This is a genomic window from Williamsia sp. Leaf354, assembly GCF_001424365.1.
Lineage (GTDB): Bacteria > Actinomycetota > Actinomycetes > Mycobacteriales > Mycobacteriaceae > Williamsia_A.
Map to the genome: position 1 here is coordinate 57,951 of NZ_LMPL01000001.1, position 20,535 is coordinate 78,485.

Genomic DNA, 20,535 nt, shown 5'->3' on the forward strand with positions numbered 1-20,535 from the left:
CACATCAGCGACTGCGGAAGTACTTCTGTGCCACCTGCAGGGCCGCCGAGCCGGATCGCTCACCGGCACAGTGCACGACGATGACCTGCTTCCCGACGATCCCGACGAACCACCCCGGTCCCTGCGGGCCGTTCGTGCCCACCAGGGCGCGCAGTCCGGGTGCCCCGGTCAGGTCGCTGGCGTCGCCGGTCTTCGCGGTGGCGCGCATGGCGGCGTTCACGGCCGAGGAGACACCGGCGTCGACCGGTCCGAGGTCGCCGCCGCGCACCTTCGTGGGCACGCCGGAGACGAAGGTCGGCGCGACGGAGCTCATCCGCGCCATCGCGACACCGAAGGCCCCCATCGACACCGGCGAGACCTGCAGGGCGTCCGGATCGAACGCCGCGGCCGAGACCCGCGAGGAGTTCGCCGACGGCATCGACACACCGGGGATCGCGAAGGTGACACCGAGACCGAGTGCGTGCAGCAGTTTCTGGGCCTTCTCGTCGTCACCCTTCGACGCGGCCGCGATGGCCGTGGTCACCGGAACCAGCGTGCTGCCCGGCGTGGTCGTCGCGGTCAGCACCGACCCACCGGCGCTCGCCTGGGCGGCGTCGGCGGCGTCGTTGTTCGCCGCGGCGAGGATCGCCCCGGACTGCGCGTCGAGGACCAGCATCGTGGCCGGCTGGGCGACGTCGACGACCGATTCGTTGACCGAGAGCTGGACGCCGGGGGCGAACGTGGTGGCGAAACTGGGGGCCGCGGGTCCCTGGGCCCCGGCCAGGCGCGTCACCGCACCGTTGCGGTCGGCGAGTTCGACCGCCCAGCCCGAGGTGGCGTCGCGGATCGCCTGCCAGTAGTTCGTGATCCCGTCGGTGAGCGGCGAGCTCACCCGACGGTCGGTGACGAGCAGCGCACCCGAACGGTTCACCGCGACACCGGGCACGGCGGCCGGATTGCCGGCGAGCACCGTCATGTCGGAGTCGCGCAGCGACACGACCTGCACCGGCTTCCCACCGGCGTCGGCGAGCCTGCGGTCGATGACGGGTCCGGTGATGAGCGGCGCGATCGGTGCGATCACCGCAGCGAGACGGCGCACCGTGTTCGGCAGGTTCGGCGTGGCGGCGGGGTCGATCACGATGTCGTTGGTGGGTTGCAGCGTCATCCACGGTGCGCGCGCGGCGTCGAGGACCGCCGGCGCCGGGCGCGCGTCGGTACGGATCGAACGCAGCACGCCACCGGCCTGCAGTCCCGACGCGAGGACGGTGGGTTCCCACTGCACCCGCCAACCCGCGGTCAGCTTGCGGGCGGTGCCGGTGGTCTCGGTGGTGAACTCGCGGTCGCGCCCGAGGTGCCAGGTGGTGGTGAGGCCGTAGCTCGCGGTGTGGTCGGAGTACTCGACCGGGTCGGTGACCGACACCGACACCGACTCGGCGTGCATGGCGGACAGCGTGTCGCCGATCTGGGTGGCGGCCTGGCCCGGCGCGGAGGTCAGGGCCGCGGCGCGAGCGGCGTCCTGCGAAGAGATGGCGGAGGCGAACACGTCGAGCATGCGCTGCGAGTCGGTCTTCGGCTCGTCGCTGAACACACCACAGGACGACAACACCAACACGCCGCTGACGACCGTCGCGGCGATGACACGCACGCGAGTCGAGATGACAACTTTCACCACGTCAGTTCACTCCTGTCACATAACTAATGACACCGTTGACGTTCGCGTTTCGCTTACGGTCCCGTCACGATCGAGTAACCGGCTCACGGGCCCGGGGCGCGACGGTGTTGTCAGGCAGGATGGGACGGTGACCTCCACAACCGCTTCCGCACCCGCACCCTCCGGTATCGACCTCGACTGGGTGGATGAGTCAATTCGCGCGCAGGACGACCTGTTCGAGCACGTCAACGGCGTCTGGCTCACCGAGCACGAGATCCCCGAGGACCGCCCCATGGACGGGTCGTTCTACACCCTGCGCGATCGGGCCGAGGAGAACGTCCGCGACATCGTCGTCGAGTGCGCCGAGACGACCGACGCCCCCACCGGGTCGGACGCGCAGCTGATCGGCGCGCTGTACCGCAGCTTCATGGACACCGACCGCATCGAGTCGCTCGGGCTCAGCCCGATCCGCGCGCAGCTCGACCGTGTCGCCGCGATCGGTTCCACCGAGGAGCTCGCCGAGGTCATGGGTGAGCTGCAGCGCGCGGGATCCGGTGGCGCCCTGGGCTTCTACGTCGACACCGATTCCAAGCAGTCCGATCGCTACCTCGTGCACCTGTCGCAGTCGGGCATCGGCCTGCCCGACGAGTCGTACTACACCGAGGACAAGCACCGCGAGACCCGCGAGTCCTACCGCGCGCATGTCGGCGCGATGCTGGCGCTGGCCGGCATCGACGGTGCCGGATCCGAGGGGGCCGAGGCGAAGGCCGCGACGGTCCTCGATCTCGAGACCGCGATCGCGGGCTTCCACTGGGACGTGGTCAAGCGCCGCGATGCCGACCTCACCTACAACCTGCGCTCGTTCGCCGAGATCGCCTCGGCGGCGGGCGCCTTCGACGTCGCCGCGTGGACGCGCGGCCTGGGTGTCGAACAGTCCGCACTGAACGAGGTCGTGGTGCGACAGCCGTCGTTCGTCGACAGACTCGGCGGCCTGGTCGCCGACCGCCCGCTCACCGACTGGATCACCTGGTTGCAGTGGGAGGTCGTGCACTCCGCGGCGCCCTATCTGCCTGCGGCGTTCGTCGAGGAGAACTTCGACTTCTACGGTCGCACCCTGTCGGGTACGCCGGTCAACCGCGACCGCTGGAAGCGCGGTGTCGGTCTCGTCGAGGCGGCCATCGGTTTCGCGGTCGGCAAGATCTACGTCGAGCGCCACTTCCCCCCGGCGGCAAAGGCCCGCATGGACGAGCTGATCGCGAACCTGGTGGAGGCCTATCGCGGCAACATCAGCGATCTCGACTGGATGAGCCCGCAGACGCGGGAGAAGGCGCTCGCCAAGCTCGACCGGTTCACCCCGAAGATCGGCTACCCCGCGCAATGGCGTGACTACTCCGGTCTCGAGATGGTGGCCGATGACCTCGTCGGCAACGTCGCGCGGGCGTCGGCCTTCGAGCAGGACCGGGAGCTCGCGAAGATCGGCGGCCCGGTCGACCGCGACGAGTGGTTCATGACCCCGCAGACGGTCAACGCCTACTACAACCCCGGCATGAACGAGATCGTGTTCCCCGCGGCGATCCTGCAGCCGCCGTTCTTCGACCCCGACGCCGACGACGCCGCGAACTACGGCGGCATCGGCGCGGTCATCGGACACGAGATCGGCCACGGCTTCGACGACCAGGGCGCCAAGTACGACGGCGACGGCAACCTCGTGGACTGGTGGACCGACGCCGACCGCTCGGAGTTCGGCAAGCGCACGAAGGTCCTGATCGCGCAGTACGACAAGTTCACCCCCCGCGGGCTCGACACGTCGCACAAGGTCAACGGTGCGTTCACCATCGGCGAGAACATCGGCGACCTGGGTGGCCTGTCGATCGCCCTGGTCGCCTACCGGCTGGCCACCGAGGGAACCGAGCCGCCGCGGATCGACGGCCTCACCGGTCTGCAGCGTGTGTTCTTCGGGTGGGCGCAGGTGTGGCGGAGCAAGCTGCGTGAGGCCGCGGCCATCACCCGACTGGCCGTCGACCCGCACTCGCCACCGGAGTTCCGGTGCAACGGCGTCGTGCGCAACGTCGATGCCTTCTACGAGGCGTTCGACGTACGTCCCGGCGATCGCCTCTACCTCGATCCGGCCGAGCGCGTCCGGATCTGGTGACACCGCAGAACCCGGAGCCCTGCGAACGATGATTCACCCGGACCAGTTCGGTGGCTGTGGCGCAGCAGAGCGTTCGGGCTGGCTATGCTTTCCCGACCGACATCTAGAGCAAGGTGGCCGTCTCACTGGGGCGTGGCCCCGCTACCGGTGACGGCCCCGTGGGAGAAAAAGCACACACGAGATGGATCAATTGAGCGAAGACGTGCGGGAGAAGATCCGAGGGGGGAGTCACATGCAGTCGCTGGCTGACATGAACGGCGAGACCAACGACAACGGGGTCCTTTCGCAACCGGCCTCGGCGAAGGACATGTCCCCGGTGGCCGCACTCCCGGCACAGATGGCCGACGTCGCCCGCAGGCTGCGCTCGGAGAGCAAGGACACCGAGACGATCCTTCGTGCCATCAGCGCGTCGGCCGTCGAGTCGATCCCCGGCGCCGAGTACGCGAGCATCACGCTGGTCACCGGCAACGCCGCCGTGGAGAGCCCGGTACTGATCGGCGATCTCGCCCGCGAGTCCGACCGGCTGCAGTCCGAGCTGCGTGAGGGCCCGTGCATCCGCTCGGCGCTGCACTCCGACACGGTGTGGATCCGCGACATGACCACCGAGGACCGGTGGCCCGCGTTCAGCGCGGCCGCCGCCGAGCTGGGCATCCGTTCGATGCTGTGCTTCACCCTCTACGTCGAGGGCGACAACTTCGGTGCCCTCAACCTGCACAGCACCCGGGTCGACGCATTCGACGACGACTCCCGCTCGATCGGTGCCCTGTTCGCCGCGCACGCCGCGATCGCGTTCTCCTCGGTACGCGAGAAGGAACAGATCCGCGCCGCGCTCACCAACCGCGACATCATCGGTCAGGCCAAGGGCATGTTGATGGAGCGCTACACGCTGAACTCCGACGAGGCGTTCCGCCTGTTGGCGCGTCTGTCGCAGGATTCGAACACCAAACTCGCCGATGTGGCGCTGCAGGTGGTCGACGCCGGCCCCGGCGAGTAGTCACCTCAGCGGGCACGGTCCGCCAGGCGCGTGAGCCCGGCCGGGACGCGGGCTCGCGCGGTCGCGGCCGCCACCAGCATCGGCAGCGCCACCCGACCACCGGCGACCGTGTCGGGCACCGCCCACACGTCGACGGCGTCGATCGCGTGGTTCGACCACGCCTCCTTCACCGGGGTCGACCCACGGCCGTGATGGATGCGGTCGATGCCGAGTTCGCGGTGGTGGTCGACGATCCACACCATCAACTGGTGACCCGGCTGCAGTCGCGCATGGTCGGGATCGAAATGTGTCAGATACCGCGCCCAGGTGGTGCCGCACCGGACGGCGATGTCGTGGCCGACCCACACCCCGCCCACGGTGATCCCGAGGACCCGCAGTCGACCGGCGGCGGCCTCACCGTCGAGAACGGTGCGCACCAGCGTCGCACGGTCTCCGGCGAGCCATGCGTCCCATTCGGGTCGCGAGTCGGCGCGTAACCCTGCGACCCGCTGCATGTCGCCCCATCGCCGGTCGAGGTCGGCGCGGCTGCGCACGAGCTCGAAGGCGACCTCGCGGCCGTCGGCGGCGAGTTTCCTCCGGACCGACCGCAGCTGACCCAACGTGCGGCCGCTGCGCACGGCGCGGGCGGTGGCGTCGGGACGCAGGGTCAGCGTCGGGATCTCCGAGACCACCCGGGTGTGGACGTGCCAGTGCCGGTCGCGGGCCAGCGCGTCGAGCAACGGGCTGTCGGCGGGGAACTGTTCGAGTCGCAGGATGTGTCGACTCCGCGCGAGGCGGTCGGCGAGGTCGTCGGCGGCGCGGTCGTCGATCGCGATGACGTCACCGCCCTGACCGAGACCACGGCCGATCGATCGGGCGAGGGTCAGGGGTCCGAGCGGGCGAGCCGCGAACGCAGCGATCGCCACGAGGTCCCCACCACGGTGGACGGCCACGGTGTGGGGAGTGGTGCGGTGCAGGGTGGCGGCGGCTGCGGCGTAGGTCGGACCGTCGGTGAACCGCGCACCCACGCGGCCCGCGAGATCACCCCATTGCTCGCCGAGATCTCTCCCGACGCTGCCCCCGTTCACGCTTCAGGGTAGCAACGCCGCCGAGGTCGGCCAGGATCGTCGATCAGGCCAGGAAGGCCAGCACGGTGGCCTCGAATGCCGCCTTGGCCTCGATCATCACCCAGTGACCGCAGCGCGGGAACACGTGCAGTTGCGCGTCGGGGATGAGACGCATCGGCGCCAGCGCCATGTCGGGCGGGCTCACGCGGTCGTCGCGGCCCCAGGTCAGCAGGGTCGGGCAGGCCACCTTGTGCATCATCGCCCAGTAGGGCGGGGTGTCGGCGGCGGCCATGAACTGCTGCTGCATCTCGAACGCCGCCGATCCGTACATCGCGCGGCCGGTCGCGAGGGCGTCGGGGTGGGTGGCGGCGTCCCAGCGTTCGGCGATGAGCTCGTCGGTCACCAGTGCCTTGTCGAAGACCATCGCGCGCAGCCAGCGGACGAGCTTGTCGCGGTCGGGGTCGTCGGCGAATTCCTGCAGGAGCGTCAACCCCTCGCTGGGTGAGGGACTGAACAAGTTGCCGCCGACACCGCCGATGGTGACGAGCTTGCTCACGAGTTCGGGTTTGCGGATGGCGAGGTTGACCCCGACGACACCACCCATCGAGTTGCCGATCATCGCCGCGCTCTCGATGCCGAGCTGCTTCATGAACAGGTTCACGGCCTTGCCGGCGTTGAGCACCGGCATCCCCTCCCAGGCGTCGCTGACGCCGAAGCCCGGGAACTCGAGCACCAGGCAGCGGTGCTGCTCGGCGAACGTGCCCAGGTTGCCGCGGAAGTTGCGCCAGCCCGTGACCCCCGGTCCCGAGCCGTGCAGCAGGAGCAGCGGCGGGGCGTCGGGGTCGCCCGCCTCGTGATAGCGCAGCACTCCCTTGTCGGTGGTGAGCTCGCGTCGGGTGCCCTCATATGTCACGTCCACCCGCTCAGACTAGAACGTGTTCTCGTTTGTTGGCTATCGTGGTCGCATGACCTCCCAGGCGGTCCGAGTCGCCCGGACCCACGAGCGGCACACGGTGGCCGCGATCCTCGCCCGGGCGTTCGCCGACGACCCGGTGGTGCGGTTCATCTTTCCCGACGGCAGGCGCATCGGCCCGTTCTACGACGCCCTCATGACCCACGAGCACTGCGCACGCGGATCGTCGGACATCGTGCACGTCGACGGCGAACCCGTCGCCGCGGCGGCATGGGACCCGCCGGGGCACCGCCCCGGACTGTGGCACCGACTGGTCGCGGGCCCGGTGTTCGCGCGCAGGATGGGCCCGGCCGCCGCGGCGCGTGGGCAAATCGTGCAACGGGCCATGGACGACGCGCGTCCCGACGGCGATCTCTGGTACCTGGCGCTGCTCGGCGCCGTGGTCACCGGACAGGGTTGCGGCAGCGCACTTCTCGAACATCGACTGGCCACCGTCGACGGACCGGCCTACCTCGAGAACAGCAACGCGCGGAACACACCGCTGTACGAGCGGTTCGGCTTCGAGATCACCCGGGAGATCGTGATCCCCGACGGCCCCACCATGTGGGGGATGTACCGCCGCCGGTGACTGATCGGCCCGCTCGCTCCGCTCCCGGCGCCGGTGACTGATCGGCCCGCTCGCTCCGCTCCCGGCGCCGGTGAGAATCAGCTGAAGGAGTAGCTGTCGAGGTCGAACCGGCGGCTGGTCCACATCGTCTCGAGCGTGGTGGATGCACGGAACGGCACATCCCCGTGGTCGTCGAAGTAGTAGCTGTTGGCGCCGCCGCAACCGCCTTGGAAGAACACCTGGTTCCCGCGTCGGGCCAGCATCGTCTCGAAGTACTCGGCGTTGGCCTCCTCGGTCACCTCCACGCGCGTGGCACCGGTGTCGCGGGCGCGGCGCAGACACCGCAGGATGTGACGGGTCTGGGTCTCGATGAGATTGAAGTACGAGGACCCGTTGTAGCCGTAGGGCCCGAGGATGGTGAACAAGTTGGGAAAGCCCGGCACGCTCACGCCCTGGAACGCCTGGAAGCGGTTCTTGTCCCACCACGTGTCGAGGTCGATGCCGCCGATCCCGCGCACGCCGAAGGGTGGCATGTTGCCGCGCTCGAACACCTTGAATCCCGTTGCCAACACGAGGATGTCGATCTCGTGGACGGTGCCGTCGGAGGTCCGGATCCCGGTCGGGGTGATCTCCTCGATCGAGGTCGTCTCGAGGCTGACATTGTCGCGGTTGAAGGTCGGCAGGTAGGCGTTGGAGAAGCTGGGACGCTTGCAGCCGAGGGCGTAGCGCGGCGTCAACTTCTCCCGGGTGCGCGGATCGCGGACGGCGCGGCGGAGGTAGAGGCGGCCGAGCTTCTCGCCTACCGTCGCGATCGGCAGGACACCGTTGAAGTGCGCGGGCAGTGGGAAGTTGAACTCGACGAACACCTGACTCAGGGTGCGCGCCAGACGTTTCGCGCCCGGGATGGCACCGAGTGTGGTGCGCGCGGCCGAGGGCATCGCCGCGTCGGGTTTCGGCAGACACCAGATGGGGGTGCGCTGGAACACCGTGAGGTGGTCGACGATCGGCGCGATCGCCGGGATGGCCTGCACCGCCGACGCACCGGTGCCGATCACCGCGACGCGCTTGCCGGCGAGGTCGACGTCGTGATCCCACCGGGCGGTGTGCATCACCGTCCCCGCGAACGAGTCGATGCCGTCGATCTCGGGCGGCTTGGGCTGGGTGAGCACACCCGTCGCGCCGATCACGTAGCGCGCGGTGAGGGTCTCGCCGCCGCGCAGGGTCAGCGTCCAGAGGTCGTGCGTGGCATCGAAGTCGGCGTCGATGACGCGGGTGTTGAGTCGCGTGTGCGCGTCGATGCCGTACTTGCGCACGCAGTCGTCGGCGTAGGCCTTGAGTTCGGAACCCGGCGCGAACACCCGTGACCAGTCGGCGCGCTGCTCGAACGAGAACTGGTAGCTGAACGACGGGATGTCGACCCCGACGCCGGGATAGGTGTTCCAGTGCCACGCCCCACCGAGACCGTCGCCGTCCTCGACCAGCAGGTAGTCGTCGAACCCGGCCTTCCCCAACAGGATCGCGGCCCCGATGCCCGAGAACCCTCCACCGACGATGACGACCTCGTGATCGGGCCTGTTGTCCACCATGCCCGCAAGTATCCCCGACACACGGTGCTGACCGTGTGGAAACCGACCACCGCAGCTGACCGTGCCGAACCCGACCATCTCAGCTGACTGTGTGGAAACCGCCGTCGAGTGTGCTGACAACCCACCGTGACCCGACGAACGAACAACGCACACTCGACGACGGGCTTCCGCACCGTCAGCGGCTGTACGACCCAGTCAGCACACACAGAAGAGCGGCCCGGCTCCTCGTGGAGGAACCGGGCCGCTCTGTCGTGTCTGTCGACCTCAGGTCAGATCAGTACTTCTCACCCTTGGCGGCCTTGTCGACGAGCGACTGCGGCGGCTCGAAGTGCTTGCCGTACTTCGACGCCAGGTCCTTCGCGCGATCGACGAAGCCCTGCAGTCCACCGGGGTACTGGTTGATGTACTGCACGACACCACCGGTCCACGCGGGGAAGCCGATACCGAAGATCGAGCCGATGTTGGCGTCCGGGATCGAGGTGATGACACCCTCGTCGAAGCACTTCACGGTCTCGAGCGACTCGGCGAACAGCATCCGGTCGATGAGGTCCTGGAACGGGACCTCCTTGCTGCCCGACTTGAACTCCTCGCGCAGTCCGGGCCACAGGCCGGTGCGCTTGCCGTTCTCGTCGTAGTCGTAGAAGCCCTTGCCCGCGGTCTTGCCGTCGCGGCCCTGCTCGAGCAGACGGTCGATGACATCGTAGGAACCGTGGTCGGGGAACTCCTTGCCCTCGGCCTTGGCGCCCTCCTGCGTCTCCTTGCGGATCTTCTGCATCAGGCCGAGCTTGAGCTCGTCCGAGAGCTGCAGCGGCGCAGCCGGATAGCCGGCCTGCTGGCCCGCCTGCTCGATGATCTGCGGCTCGACGCCCTCACCGACGGCCGCGATGGCCTCGTTGATGAACGTGCCGATGACGCGCGAGGTGAAGAAGCCGCGGCTGTCGTTGACGACGATCGGGGTCTTCTTGATGGCGAGGGTGTAGTCGATGACCTTGGCCAACACCGCATCCGAGGTCTTGGCACCCTTGATGATCTCCACCAGCGGCATCTTGTCGACGGGCGAGAAGAAGTGGATACCGATGAAGTCCTCGGAGCGCTTCACGCCCTCGGCGAGGATGGTGATCGGCAGCGTCGAGGTGTTCGAGCCGAGCACGGCGTCGGGCTCGACGATGTCCTCGATCTCCTGGAACACCTTGTGCTTGACCTCCACCGACTCGAAGGCCGCCTCGATCACGAGGTCGACGCCCTTGAAGTCCGCGGCGTCGACGGTCGGGTGGATGCGGGCGAGCAGGGCGTCAGACTTCTCCTGCGTGGTCTTGCCGCGTGAGAGCGCCTTCTCCTCGAGCTTCTCCGAGTAGGCCTTGCCGCGCTTGGCCGCATCGAGGTCGATGTCCTTGATCACGACGTCGATGCCGGCCTTGGCCGAGACGTACGCGATCGCCGCGCCCATCATGCCCGCGCCGATGACGCCGACCTTGGTCGCGGTCCACTTCTCGTAACCGTCGGGGCGCGAGCCGCCGCCGTTGATGTGGTTGAGGTCGAAGAAGAACGCCTTGATCATGTTCTGCGCGACCTGGCCGGTCACCAGCGACACGAAGTAGCGGGTCTCGATCTCGGTGGCGGTGTCGATGTCGACCATCGCGCCCTCGATCGCGGCCGAGAGGATGGCACGCGGTGCGGGCATCGGTGCACCCTTGAGCTGACGACGCAGGATGGCCGGCATGGCCGGGAGGACCTGCGCGAGAGACGGGCTCGAGGGCGAGCCGCCGGGGATCTTGTATCCCTTGACATCCCAGGGCTGCACGGCCTCGGGGTTCTCCTTCAGCCACGCCTTGGCGGCCGGGAGCAGCTCCTCGACGCTGCCGACGACCTCGTGGATCAGGCCGGTCTCCTTGGCCTTCTCCGGGCGCATGCGCGGGCCCTGCAGCAGAACGCCCATGAGCGCGTTCTGGATTCCGAGCAGGCGCACCGTGCGTGCGACACCGCCGCCACCGGGCAGCAGGCCGAGGGTGACCTCGGGCAGGCCGATGGAGGCACCCTTCACGTCCGCGGCGATGCGGTGCTGGGTGGCGAGGGTGATCTCGAGCCCGCCACCGAGTGCGGCACCGTTGATGGCCGAGACGACGGGCTTGCCGAAGGTCTCGAGGCGACGCAGGTTCTTCTTCAGATGGTTGGTGCGGTTGGTGATCTCGGTGGCGATCTCCACCTTGTCGCGCTCACCGCGGTCGCTCGTCATGTCCTTGAGGTCGCCGCCGGCGAAGAAGGTCTTCTTCGCCGAGGTGAGCACGACACCGGTGATGTCGTCCTTCTCGGCCTCGAGGCGGTCGACCGTGGCCTCCAGCGAGCTCATGAACAGGTCGTTCATGGTGTTCGCGCCCTGGTTCGGGTCGTCCATGGTCAGGACGACGACCCCGTCGGCGTCTTTGTCCCAGGCAATCATGTTGTCGCTCATGTGTTTCGGATGTCCTTAGTGAGAAGCAGTCGTGTGTGGGAGAGGCCGGTGCGTCAGACGCGCTCGATGATGGTCGCGACGCCCATGCCGCCACCGATGCAGAGGGTGACGAGGCCGTAGCGGCCGCCGCTGCGCTCGAGCTCGTCGACGACGGTGCCGAGGATCATCGCGCCGGTCGCGCCGAGCGGGTGGCCCATCGCGATCGCGCCACCGTTGACGTTGGTCTTCTCGTGCGGGATCTTCAGGTCCTTCATCCACTTCATGACGACCGAGGCGAACGCCTCGTTCAGCTCGAAGACGTCGATGTCGTCGACGGTGAGTCCGGCCTTCTTCAGCACCAGCTCGGTGGCCGGTGTGGGGCCGGTGAGCATGATCGTGGGATCGCTGCCGGTCTGCGCGGTGGCGACGATGCGCGCCCGCGGGGTGAGGCCGGCACGCTTGCCCGCCTCGGCCGAACCGACGAGCACCAGGGCGGCGCCGTCGACGATGCCGGAGCTGTTGCCGCCGGTGTGGACGTGGTTGATCTTCTCCACGGCGTGGTACTTCTGCTTCGCGACCTCGTCGAACCCGGCCATCTCGGCCATGCCGGCGAACGCAGGCTTGAGCTTGCCCAGCGACTCGACCGACGAGCCGGGGCGACGGTGCTCGTCGTGGTCGAGGATCAGGACACCGTTCATGTCCTTGACCGGGACGACCGACTTCGCGAAGTAACCGGCCGACCATGCGGCCTCGGCGCGGTTCTGCGACTCCACGGCGTAGGCGTCGACATCCTCACGGCTGAAGCCCTCGAGGGTGGCGATCAGGTCGGCACCGATGCCCTGCGGGGCGATGTACAGGTCGTAGGCGGTGGCCGGGTCCTGGAACATGGCGCCACCGTCGGAGCCCATGGGCACGCGCGACATCGACTCGACGCCACCGGCGATCACGAGGTTGTCCCAGCCCGACGCGACCTTCTGGCCGGCGAGGTTGGTGGCCTCGAGGCCCGAGGCGCAGAAGCGGTTGATCTGGGTGCCGGGAACGGTGTCGGGCAGGCCCGCGACGAGGGCGGCGGTGCGCGAGATGACCGCGCCCTGCTCGCCGACGGGCGAGACGACGCCGAGCACGACGTCGTCGATGTCGGCGGGGTCCATGTCCGGGAAACGGGTACGGAGCTCACCGATCAGGCCGGCGACCAGATCCACCGGCTTGGTTCCGTGCAGCGAACCGTTGCGCTGCTTGCCGCGAGGCGTGCGGATCGCCTCGTAGATGAATGCGTCACTCATGGTGCATGTTCCTTTCCGATGTACATCTTCGGTTGGCAGGTCCGATACCCGGTCAACTCTTGAGCATGAGGCTAACGCTCGATAACTTGTTTGGCTATACCGGCTCGTCAAACCGGTCGGCGGGGTCAGTTTCTGCGCTAAGGTCTGTTCACCATGACCGCCACCGACCCACCCGTCACGCGCCGCCCGGCCGACCGCAAGAGCCAACTCGTGGCACTCGCGGCGCAGCTGTTCGGCGAGCGGGGCTATTCGCATGTGTCGGTCGCCGACATCGCGAAGGCCGCCGGGGTCACCGGCCCCTCGGTGTACCGCCATTTCGCCGACAAGCAGGCGCTTCTCGCCGCCGCCGTACTGGCGGGTGTCGCCGACCTCGAGGCCTGCACCGACCGCGCCCTCGACCGCGCCGACGGCCTGGCCCCCGAGGACCCGGCTCGCCTCGACGGCCTCGTCGACAGCATCTGCACGATGGGCATCCGACGCCCCGACGCCGCGGTGTTGTGGCGCTGGAACGGCGCCTTCCTCTCCGACGACCAGAACCGCGAGGTCGCCACCCGCACCACGGCGGTGCTCGCACGGTGGGCCCGCGCCCTGCAGGTCGGGCGGGCCGATCTCGACGACCGCGGCGCCCGCCAACTGGCGTGGGCGGCGCTGAGCATCGCCGGCAGCACGAGCATGCACGCGACCCGTATCCCGGCGGCGCGCGCGCACGCGCGGCTCCGTCTGCTCATCACCCGGGTGGTGTCGGTGCGCACCGCCGACGCGCCGCTGCTCGAGACCGACGCACTGCCCGGGCCCGAACCGATGGGCCGCCGCGACGAGATCCTCGACGCGTCGTCGGGTCTGTTCGAACGCCGCGGGTTCGGCAACGTCGGCGTCGACGAGATCGGTGAGGCCGTCGGCATCACCGGGCCCAGTGTCTACCGGCACTTCTCGAGCAAGGTCGCGATCCTCACCAGCATCGGTCAGCGCAGCGCCGCCCGACTCGAGGCCGGCGCGATGGCCGCCCACGCCGCGTCGCGCACACCGCAGGAGTTCCTGTCGCGGCTCGCCGATTCCTACGTCACGGTCCTCACCGCGACACCCGACCTCGCCGTGGCCTTCCACAACGGCACCGTGCTGCGCGATGTCGATGCGCGCGATTTGCTGGCCGCGCAGCGCCAGTACGTGCGACGCTGGATCGAATTGGTGTGCGAGATCGACCCCGGACTCCCCCGGGCCGAGGCCGCGGTCACCGTGCACGCAGCTCTGAGCATCGCCAACGACGCGATGCGCATGCGGCGGGGACGTGACCGACCGGAGCTCCCCGGACAACTCGCGCTGATGATGAAAGGCGTTCTGGGACTGTGACCGCTGCCGAGGAGAACCCGCAGGGCGATCCCCCGCACGATCGACTGGCCGCGGTCGAGGAGATGCTGCTCGGTGGCCCGCGCGTCTTCACCCGCGATCAGGCGGTCTCCGAACTCGACATCGACCCCGAGTTCGCCGATGAGATCTGGCGGGCGTTCGGGTTCGCGCACGACTCGCGGGATCAGCCGATCTTCACCGAGGACGATCTCTCGGCGATGGGACTGGTCATCGCGGCCTATCGTTCGGCGCCGGAGGGCCAGGCGGTCGCCGCGGCGCGCGCCATCGGGCAGACGATGTCGCGTCTGGCCGACTGGCAGGCCTACCGGCTCGACGAGCTCGACCGCGACAGCGGCGTCGACACCGGCCTCGGTCAGATGGCCATGGCGATGAGCCGTGTGCAGACACTCATCTGGCGTCGCCACCTCGCCGCCGCATTGCGCAACATCGACTCCGACCGCGTGCCCGACGACGCCGTGGGGCACGAACTCGTCGTCGGGTTCTGCGACATCGTCGGCTACACCAGCCTCTCCCGCAAGATCGGCATGGACGACCTCAACGCGTTGCTCGAGGCGTTCGAGGGCCGCGCCAACGACATCATCACCGACCACGACGGGCAGATCGTGAAGACACTCGGCGACGCGGTGATGTTCACCGTGGCCGACCCGGTGCAGGCCACCCAGATCGCCCTCGAGCTGCACACGCTCACCGAACAGCACGACATCCCGCCGCTGCGGGTCGGTCTCGCCTACGGCCGCGTGCTCACCCGGTTCGGCGACGTGTTCGGCGAACCGGTCAACATCGCGGCACGACTCACCGGATCGGCGCGCCCCGGCACCTCGCTGTGCGACGCCGAACTCGCCGACGCCGTCGACGACGAGCGCTACTTCTTCAAATCGATCGGCTCGCTCAGCGTCCGCGGGTACCGCCACCTCAAGGCCCGGGTCATCGAGCTCAACCGCGATCACCAGCCGACCGACGACGCGCGATGATTTCCTGACGCGACACCGGTCTACCCCTTCAGATCGCCCCACCCACACATCCGGAGGATTCCCATGCGCCCGTTGATCATCACCGCGTTCGTCTCACTCGACGGGGTCATGGAGGCACCCGGCGGCGAGCCCGGCTACCGCAACTCCGGCTGGACCTTCGAGGGCATCGAGTTCGATCCGGCCGCCTACGAGATCAAGGGACGCGAACAGCAGGAGTCGACCGCCCTGCTGTTCGGTCGCACCTCCTACGAGGCGTTCGCGCCGGTGTGGCCGACGATGGAGGAGTTCGCCCAGATGAACACCCTCCCCCGCTACGTGGTCTCCACATCGATGGAGTCCGACGACGACCGGTGGCCGGCCACCATCCTGCGCTCGGTCGACGACGTCGCCGCACTGAAGGAGACCGAAGGCGGCCCGATCCTGCTGCAGGGCAGCGCAACCCTCGGCGCGTCGCTGGCCGACGCCGGACTCGTCGACCGCTACCACCTGCTGGTGTTCCCGGTACTGCTCGGCGCGGGCAAGCGCCTGTTCAGCGAGGCCGACAAGGACAGCACGCATCTGCGCCTCGTCGAACACGAGGCCTACGGCAACGGCATCCAGAAGCAGATCTTCGACGTCGTCCACGCCGACTGACCGATCACGAGCCGGCGGGAGACACCGTCGGGTAGACCTGCACCTCGCCGGCCTTCACCGTCAGCCACACCGCCGTGCCTGCCGCGAGCGCGAGATCGGCGACGGCGGCCCACGTGACCTCGGCGGTGATCTCGGCAGATCCTGCGACGCAGCGGACCGAGGCACGGGAGCCGGCCGGTGCGATCTCGGAGACCCGGGCCTCGACGACCGTGCGCGGGCTGCCGTGGGCCGGCGGGTCGGTGTAGACCGCGACCGCGGTCGGATCGAAGACTGCGGTCGCGCCGCCACCTGTGGTGGGTGCGGCATCCGCCGACGGTTCGCCCACGACGCGCAGGCCGTCGGCGGTCACGGCCTCCCCGTCCCAGCGACCGGTCACGAGGTTGAGTCCTGCCAGTCGTGCGGCGAAATCATCGGTGGGACGGGCGAGTACGTCACGGACCGGCCCGTGCGCGGTGACCCGACCTCCCGCGATCACGACGGCGGTGTCGGCGAGGGTGACGGCGTCGACGAGGTCGTGGGTGACCAGCAGCGCGATGCGTCCGCGGTCGGCGAGAACCCGTCCGACGAGGGTGCGAAGGCGCGCCGCCACGTCGACGTCGAGCGCGGAGAACGGTTCGTCGAGGAGCAGCACCGCAGGGTCGGCGGCGAGCGCGCGTGCGACGGCGACACGCTGCGCCTGCCCACCGGACAGCTGATGCGGCTTGCGGTCGAGCAGGTCGGTGACGTCGACGGCGTCGGCCCAACGTTCGACCCGCTGTCGGATCTCGGTGCGTCCCACACGTGCTGCGGCAGGCGCGAAAGCGATGTTGCGGGCGACCGTCATGTGCGGGAACAGCCGCGGCTGTTGGCCCAGCAAGGCGACCGACCGGCGATGCGGTGCGGTGAAGGTGTCGTCGTCGACGAGGGTCCGACCGCCCACGCTGATCGAGCCCTCCGTGGGCCGCAACAGACCCGCGACGAGGTTGAGCAGGCTGCTCTTGCCCGCGCCGTTGCGACCGAGCACCGCCACCGTCGACCCGTCGGGCACCGTGATGTCGACGTCGAGGTCCGGGGCGACCGACATCGCCTGTACACGCAGTGTCACAGCGCGTTCCCCACACCGGGCCGACGTAGGTGCACCGCGATCACGACGACGAGCGCGACGACGATGAGCACGAACGACAGCGGTAATGCCGCTTCCGGATCGTTGATCTCGTCCACGTAGATCTTCAAGGGTGCGGTCTGCGTGACGCCCGGTGCGTTGCCGGCAAAGGTGATCGTCGCGCCGAACTCGCCCATCGCGCGGGCGAACGCGAGCACCAGCCCGCTGAGCAGTGCCGGGGCGACCAGCGGGACGGTCACCCGCAGCAGCGTGCGGGTCGGTCCGGCGCCGAGCGTGGCGGCCACCTGCTCGTAGGACGAGCCCGAGACCCGCAGCGCCCCTTCCACACTGATCACCAGGAATGGCAACGCGACGAAGGTCTGCGCCAGGACCACCGCGGTGGTCGAGAAGGCGATGTCGATGCCGAGAACGGTGAGGTGCTCACCGATCAGCCCCTTGCGTCCGAACGCGTACAGCAGTGCGATGCCGCCCACGACGGGCGGCAGCACCAGCGGCAGCAGCACCAGAGCGCGCACCACCCGGAGGACCACGCCGTCGGATCGGGCGAACACCACCGCCATCGGCACCCCGATGATCACACACAGCACCGTGCTGACCACCGCGGTGCGCAGACTCAGTTCCAGTGCCTGCAGCGAGGATTCGGAGGTGATCGACGAGATGAAGTCACGCCATGGCAGACGCTGGGTGAGCGCGATCGGCGGGATGACGATGAGCGCCAACCCGACGAGCGCGGGCAGGTACAGCCAGACGGGTACACCGCGTGCGCCCGGCTGCTTTCTCACCGTCCCGCGCCGAACCCCAGCTCGCTCAACACCTGCTGCCCCTCGGCGCCGGTGACGAGGTCGATGAACTGCTTGGCCTCGCCGGCGTGCTGCGTGCCCTTCACCGTCGCGATCGGGTACTCGTTGACCACCGCGGCGAAGGCGGGATCGTTCACCGCCGCGACCTTCGACCCGGCGGCCTTCGCGTCGGAGGTGTAGACGAGGCCGGCGTCGGCCTGACCGCTCGTCACCTTGGTCACCACGCCCGACACCGACGTCTCCTCGCTGGCCGGGCGGATGTCGACGCCGGTGTTCTTCTCGACGGTCGCGGCGGCGTTGCCGCACGGGACCTGCGGGGCACACAGGACCGTCGTGACCCCCGACCGGGCGAGATCGCGCACCGAGATGATGTTCTTCGGGTTGCCGGGCGCGGTGATGATGGTCAGCACGTTGCGGGTGAATGTGGTCGGGTCCAGCGCGTCGGCACCGAGTGAGGTCATCGTCTTCTGGTCGGCCGTGGCGATGACATCGGCGCTCGCACCCTGCTTGATCTGGGTCACCAGAGCCGATGACCCGTCGAAGGTGGTCTTCACGGTGACATTGGGGTGCGCCTTCTCGAAGTCCTGCGCGATCTCGGCGAAGCCCTTCTTCAGCGACGCGGCCGCGAAAACCGTCAGCGTCACGGGCGCGCCGCTCGCCGAGGAGCCCGACGCGGAGGTGTTCGACGATCCCGAGCTGTCGTTCGACGAACACGCGGTCGCGAGTGCGGCGACGGTCATCGCGAGGGCAGCGAGACGAATCCGGTTGCGGGTCATCAGTTCTCTTTCTCGAGGGAGCTGTCGGGGCGTTCGACGATCACGGTGGTGGCCTTGACGAGTGCGGTCGCGACGACACCGACCTCGAGGCCGAGATCACGGACGGCGTCGGTGCTCATCAGCGACGTGACCTCGAACGGCCCGCACTGCATCGTCACCTGCGACATCACGGTGTCGGAGCGGACGTCGGTGACGAGGCCGACGAAGCGGTTGCGGGCCGAGCGCTCGGCGCCGATGCCGTCGGCGACGGGTTCGGGGGCGCGGCGACTGGCCAATCGTGCGAGGTCGGCGCCGTCGACGACGGTGCGGCCCGCGTCGTCGGTCGTCGAGGACACCTCACCGGCGGCGATCCATCGGCGCAGGGTGTCGTCGCTGACGCCGAGCAGTTCGGCGGCGCGGCGCACGCGGATCTGTTCCACGCGCAGAAGTCTACGCATACGCGTCTGCGATCGTTCTTGGGAGCCGCAGGTGCGGAGACGGGATGGATCAGCGACGGGGTGGGGCCTCCGGGCCGGGTTGGCAGTGCGGGCACCACCAGGTCCGTCGGCGCTCGGGGTCGTTGGGTTCCTCGGCGACCACGCGGATCGGTGTCCCGCACCGCAGGCACGGACGCCCTCGCCGGCCGGCGACCCAGTGCTGTTCTCCGCGGCGGCTGTTGCCGGTGGTGACCTGATAGGCGCCGCGGACGGTCGCCGAGTGATGCAGCGCCGTGCGGCCGAGACGCAGGAGCGCAGGCACGTCGACCTCACCGATCGGTGTCCACGGGTTCAGTCCGCGCAGGAAGCACAGCTCGTTGACCCAGAGGTTGCCGAAGCCCGCGACACAGCGCTGGTCGAGGAGGACGGCCGAGACGGCGCGGTCAGGGTCGGCCGTCATACGGCGCACGGCCTCGTCGGCGTCGAAGTCGGCACGCAGCGGATCGGGGCCGAGGTGTCCGATCACGGTGTGTTCATCGCGGGTGCGGATCAACTCGACGATCGGCATCGAGATGCCGTACGCCGCGGGACCGTCACCACCGGACGCCGAGGCCGTTCGCAGCAGCACCCGTACCTCGGCCATGAGGTCGCGCGGCAGCCACTTGCCCTGTCGGGAGACGGTCCACGTGCCGCTCATCAGCATGTGCGTGTGCAGCGTGAGGTCGTCGGAGAACCTGGTCAGCAGGTGTTTGCCATGGGTGTCGAGTCCCAGCACCGTGCGCTCGGACAGGTCGGCGGTCGCATGTCGGGGAACGCGCAGCTCTCCGCGGGTCACCGTCCGGCCGACGAGCACGTCGAGCTTGCGGGCGGCCACATAGACGCTGTCACCTTCGGGCACTCCCCCATCGTGCCCGGCCCGCGTGCGTCGGGTGGCGGGCGGCCGATAGCGTCGTCTCCCATGAGCCTGCGCATCCTGCTGACCAACGACGACGGATGGCAGGCGCCGGGGATCGTCGCCCTCGCCGAGGGACTCCGCGCGGCCGGGCACACGGTGACCGTCGTCGCGCCCTCGGGCAACCAGAGCGGGGCCAGCGCACGGCTGAGCGCGGGCCGCGACCTCACGGTCACCCGCCCCGACGGTGAGATCGACGTCTGGTCGGTCGAGGGATCCCCCGCCGACTCGGTGATCTTCGGGCTCTCGCAGGTGTTCGCCGATGCCGCACCCGACATCGTCGTCTCCGGCGCCAACGCCGGCGCGAACGCAGGTCAGGCGGTGCACTTCTCGGGCACCGTCGGCGCAGCGGTCACCGCGGCGAGCTTCGGGGTGCCCGCGGTCGCGGTGTCGACCGACCTGCCGTGGGCCACCGAGCCCGCCATCGCGCAGTTCGATGCGACCACAAGAATCGTTGTCGCGCTGCTCGGTTCGGCCGCACCGCGCGATCTCGTCGCCGACGGCACCGTGCTCAACGTCAACGTGCCCGCACCCGAGCACGACGCGACCGCGCGATTCGTCGCCACCACACCCGACCGTTTCCCGATGGGCCGCATCGGCTACACCGGCGACGGACCCGACTACGCGCTCACCTTCGAACCCGGTCCCGAACCGCTGCCCGGGACCGATGTCGCGACCATCCGCGGCGGCGACGTCAGCCTGAGCATCGTGCCGGTGAGCGGCCATCTCGACGCCGAGGTCGCGGGCCGGCTCGAGCGCCTCGCCGACGCCGACATCACCTGGCGGTAGCCGCCGGCCCTGCTGAGATCGTCCCCGACAGCACCCACCGACGGCGATCTGCCCTCGGAGGTCGCTCAGGGGGACGATCTCAGCAGCAGGGG

At 69.1% G+C, this 20,535-nt stretch carries 18 protein-coding genes; 7 read left to right on the forward strand and 11 right to left on the reverse strand.

Features of this window, described 5'->3' with window-relative positions:
• Window positions 1-4 precede the first annotated feature (4 nt).
• Window positions 5-1,651 (reverse strand): NTF2-like N-terminal transpeptidase domain-containing protein, encoded by a 1,647-nt coding sequence (locus tag ASG12_RS00260; RefSeq protein WP_327197921.1) that lies wholly within the window; start codon window positions 1,649-1,651, stop codon window positions 5-7.
• 127 nt (window positions 1,652-1,778) lie between these two features.
• Here ASG12_RS00260 and ASG12_RS00265 point away from each other — a divergent pair, with 127 nt between their 5' ends.
• Both ASG12_RS00265 and ASG12_RS00270 read left to right on the forward strand, forming a co-directional pair.
• A complete protein-coding gene (locus tag ASG12_RS00265) occupies window positions 1,779-3,782 on the forward strand; it encodes a M13 family metallopeptidase (protein WP_055784010.1) in 2,004 nt (667 codons plus the stop codon).
• Window positions 3,783-4,089: 307 nt separating this feature from the next.
• Complete coding sequence (locus ASG12_RS00270) at window positions 4,090-4,776, forward strand: GAF and ANTAR domain-containing protein (RefSeq protein WP_055787272.1); 687 nt, start codon at window positions 4,090-4,092, stop codon at window positions 4,774-4,776.
• A 5-nt stretch (window positions 4,777-4,781) separates the two neighbouring features.
• On the opposite strand, the gene ASG12_RS00275 is transcribed toward ASG12_RS00270, so the two are convergent.
• Window positions 4,782-5,843, reverse strand: a complete 1,062-nt coding sequence (locus ASG12_RS00275; protein ID WP_055784012.1) for a GNAT family N-acetyltransferase — start codon at window positions 5,841-5,843, stop codon at window positions 4,782-4,784.
• Window positions 5,844-5,886: 43 nt separating this feature from the next.
• Window positions 5,887-6,741 (reverse strand): alpha/beta fold hydrolase, encoded by an 855-nt coding sequence (locus tag ASG12_RS00280; protein WP_055784015.1) that lies wholly within the window; start codon window positions 6,739-6,741, stop codon window positions 5,887-5,889.
• 46 nt (window positions 6,742-6,787) lie between these two features.
• Between ASG12_RS00280 and ASG12_RS00285 the strand changes: the two genes are divergently transcribed.
• The gene (locus ASG12_RS00285; RefSeq protein WP_055784016.1) at window positions 6,788-7,363 is read left to right on the forward strand and encodes a GNAT family N-acetyltransferase; all 576 of its coding nucleotides are present in this window, start codon (window positions 6,788-6,790) and stop codon (window positions 7,361-7,363) included.
• Between the two features lie 77 nt (window positions 7,364-7,440).
• Here ASG12_RS00285 and ASG12_RS00290 read toward each other — a convergent pair whose 3' ends face one another.
• The 3 genes from ASG12_RS00290 to ASG12_RS00300 form a co-directional block, all read right to left on the reverse strand.
• Window positions 7,441-8,928: a flavin-containing monooxygenase gene (locus tag ASG12_RS00290; protein ID WP_055787274.1), complete on the reverse strand. Its 1,488-nt coding sequence runs from the start codon at window positions 8,926-8,928 to the stop codon at window positions 7,441-7,443.
• Window positions 8,929-9,202: 274 nt separating this feature from the next.
• Entirely contained in the window at window positions 9,203-11,377 is a 2,175-nt protein-coding gene (locus ASG12_RS00295; RefSeq protein WP_055784018.1) for a 3-hydroxyacyl-CoA dehydrogenase NAD-binding domain-containing protein, read from the reverse strand.
• Window positions 11,378-11,430: 53 nt separating this feature from the next.
• Complete coding sequence (locus tag ASG12_RS00300) at window positions 11,431-12,639, reverse strand: acetyl-CoA C-acetyltransferase (RefSeq protein WP_055784020.1); 1,209 nt, start codon at window positions 12,637-12,639, stop codon at window positions 11,431-11,433.
• Window positions 12,640-12,792: 153 nt separating this feature from the next.
• Here ASG12_RS00300 and ASG12_RS00305 point away from each other — a divergent pair, with 153 nt between their 5' ends.
• From ASG12_RS00305 to ASG12_RS00315, 3 genes are all read left to right on the forward strand, one after another.
• The gene (locus ASG12_RS00305; RefSeq protein WP_055784022.1) at window positions 12,793-13,986 is read left to right on the forward strand and encodes a TetR/AcrR family transcriptional regulator; all 1,194 of its coding nucleotides are present in this window, start codon (window positions 12,793-12,795) and stop codon (window positions 13,984-13,986) included.
• Window positions 13,983-14,975, forward strand: coding sequence for an adenylate/guanylate cyclase domain-containing protein (locus ASG12_RS00310; RefSeq protein ID WP_235455667.1), 993 nt, complete (start codon window positions 13,983-13,985; stop codon window positions 14,973-14,975). Before ASG12_RS00305 ends, ASG12_RS00310 begins: the two co-directional genes overlap by 4 nt.
• Window positions 14,976-15,038: 63 nt before the next feature.
• The gene (locus ASG12_RS00315) at window positions 15,039-15,608 is read left to right on the forward strand and encodes a dihydrofolate reductase family protein (protein WP_055784024.1); all 570 of its coding nucleotides are present in this window, start codon (window positions 15,039-15,041) and stop codon (window positions 15,606-15,608) included.
• A gap of 4 nt (window positions 15,609-15,612) precedes the next feature.
• Here ASG12_RS00315 and ASG12_RS00320 read toward each other — a convergent pair whose 3' ends face one another.
• From ASG12_RS00320 to ASG12_RS00340, 5 genes are all read right to left on the reverse strand, one after another.
• Window positions 15,613-16,692, reverse strand: a complete 1,080-nt coding sequence (locus tag ASG12_RS00320) for a sulfate/molybdate ABC transporter ATP-binding protein (protein WP_055784026.1) — start codon at window positions 16,690-16,692, stop codon at window positions 15,613-15,615.
• Window positions 16,689-17,492 carry an ABC transporter permease gene (locus ASG12_RS00325; RefSeq protein ID WP_055784028.1) on the reverse strand — a complete coding sequence of 268 codons (804 nt, stop codon included), beginning with the start codon at window positions 17,490-17,492 and terminating at the stop codon, window positions 16,689-16,691. The genes ASG12_RS00320 and ASG12_RS00325 overlap by 4 nt, the downstream gene beginning before the upstream one ends.
• Complete coding sequence (gene modA, locus ASG12_RS00330) at window positions 17,489-18,286, reverse strand: molybdate ABC transporter substrate-binding protein (protein WP_055784030.1); 798 nt, start codon at window positions 18,284-18,286, stop codon at window positions 17,489-17,491. Before modA ends, ASG12_RS00325 begins: the two co-directional genes overlap by 4 nt.
• Entirely contained in the window at window positions 18,286-18,705 is a 420-nt protein-coding gene (locus ASG12_RS00335; RefSeq protein WP_045821222.1) for a TOBE domain-containing protein, read from the reverse strand. The genes modA and ASG12_RS00335 overlap by 1 nt, the downstream gene beginning before the upstream one ends.
• A 67-nt stretch (window positions 18,706-18,772) precedes the next feature.
• Window positions 18,773-19,600, reverse strand: a complete 828-nt coding sequence (locus ASG12_RS00340; protein WP_055784032.1) for a DNA-formamidopyrimidine glycosylase family protein — start codon at window positions 19,598-19,600, stop codon at window positions 18,773-18,775.
• A gap of 60 nt (window positions 19,601-19,660) precedes the next feature.
• On the opposite strand from ASG12_RS00340, the gene surE reads away from it, so the two are divergent.
• A complete protein-coding gene (gene surE, locus ASG12_RS21020) occupies window positions 19,661-20,443 on the forward strand; it encodes a 5'/3'-nucleotidase SurE (protein ID WP_055784034.1) in 783 nt (260 codons plus the stop codon).
• Window positions 20,444-20,535: the final 92 nt, after the last annotated feature.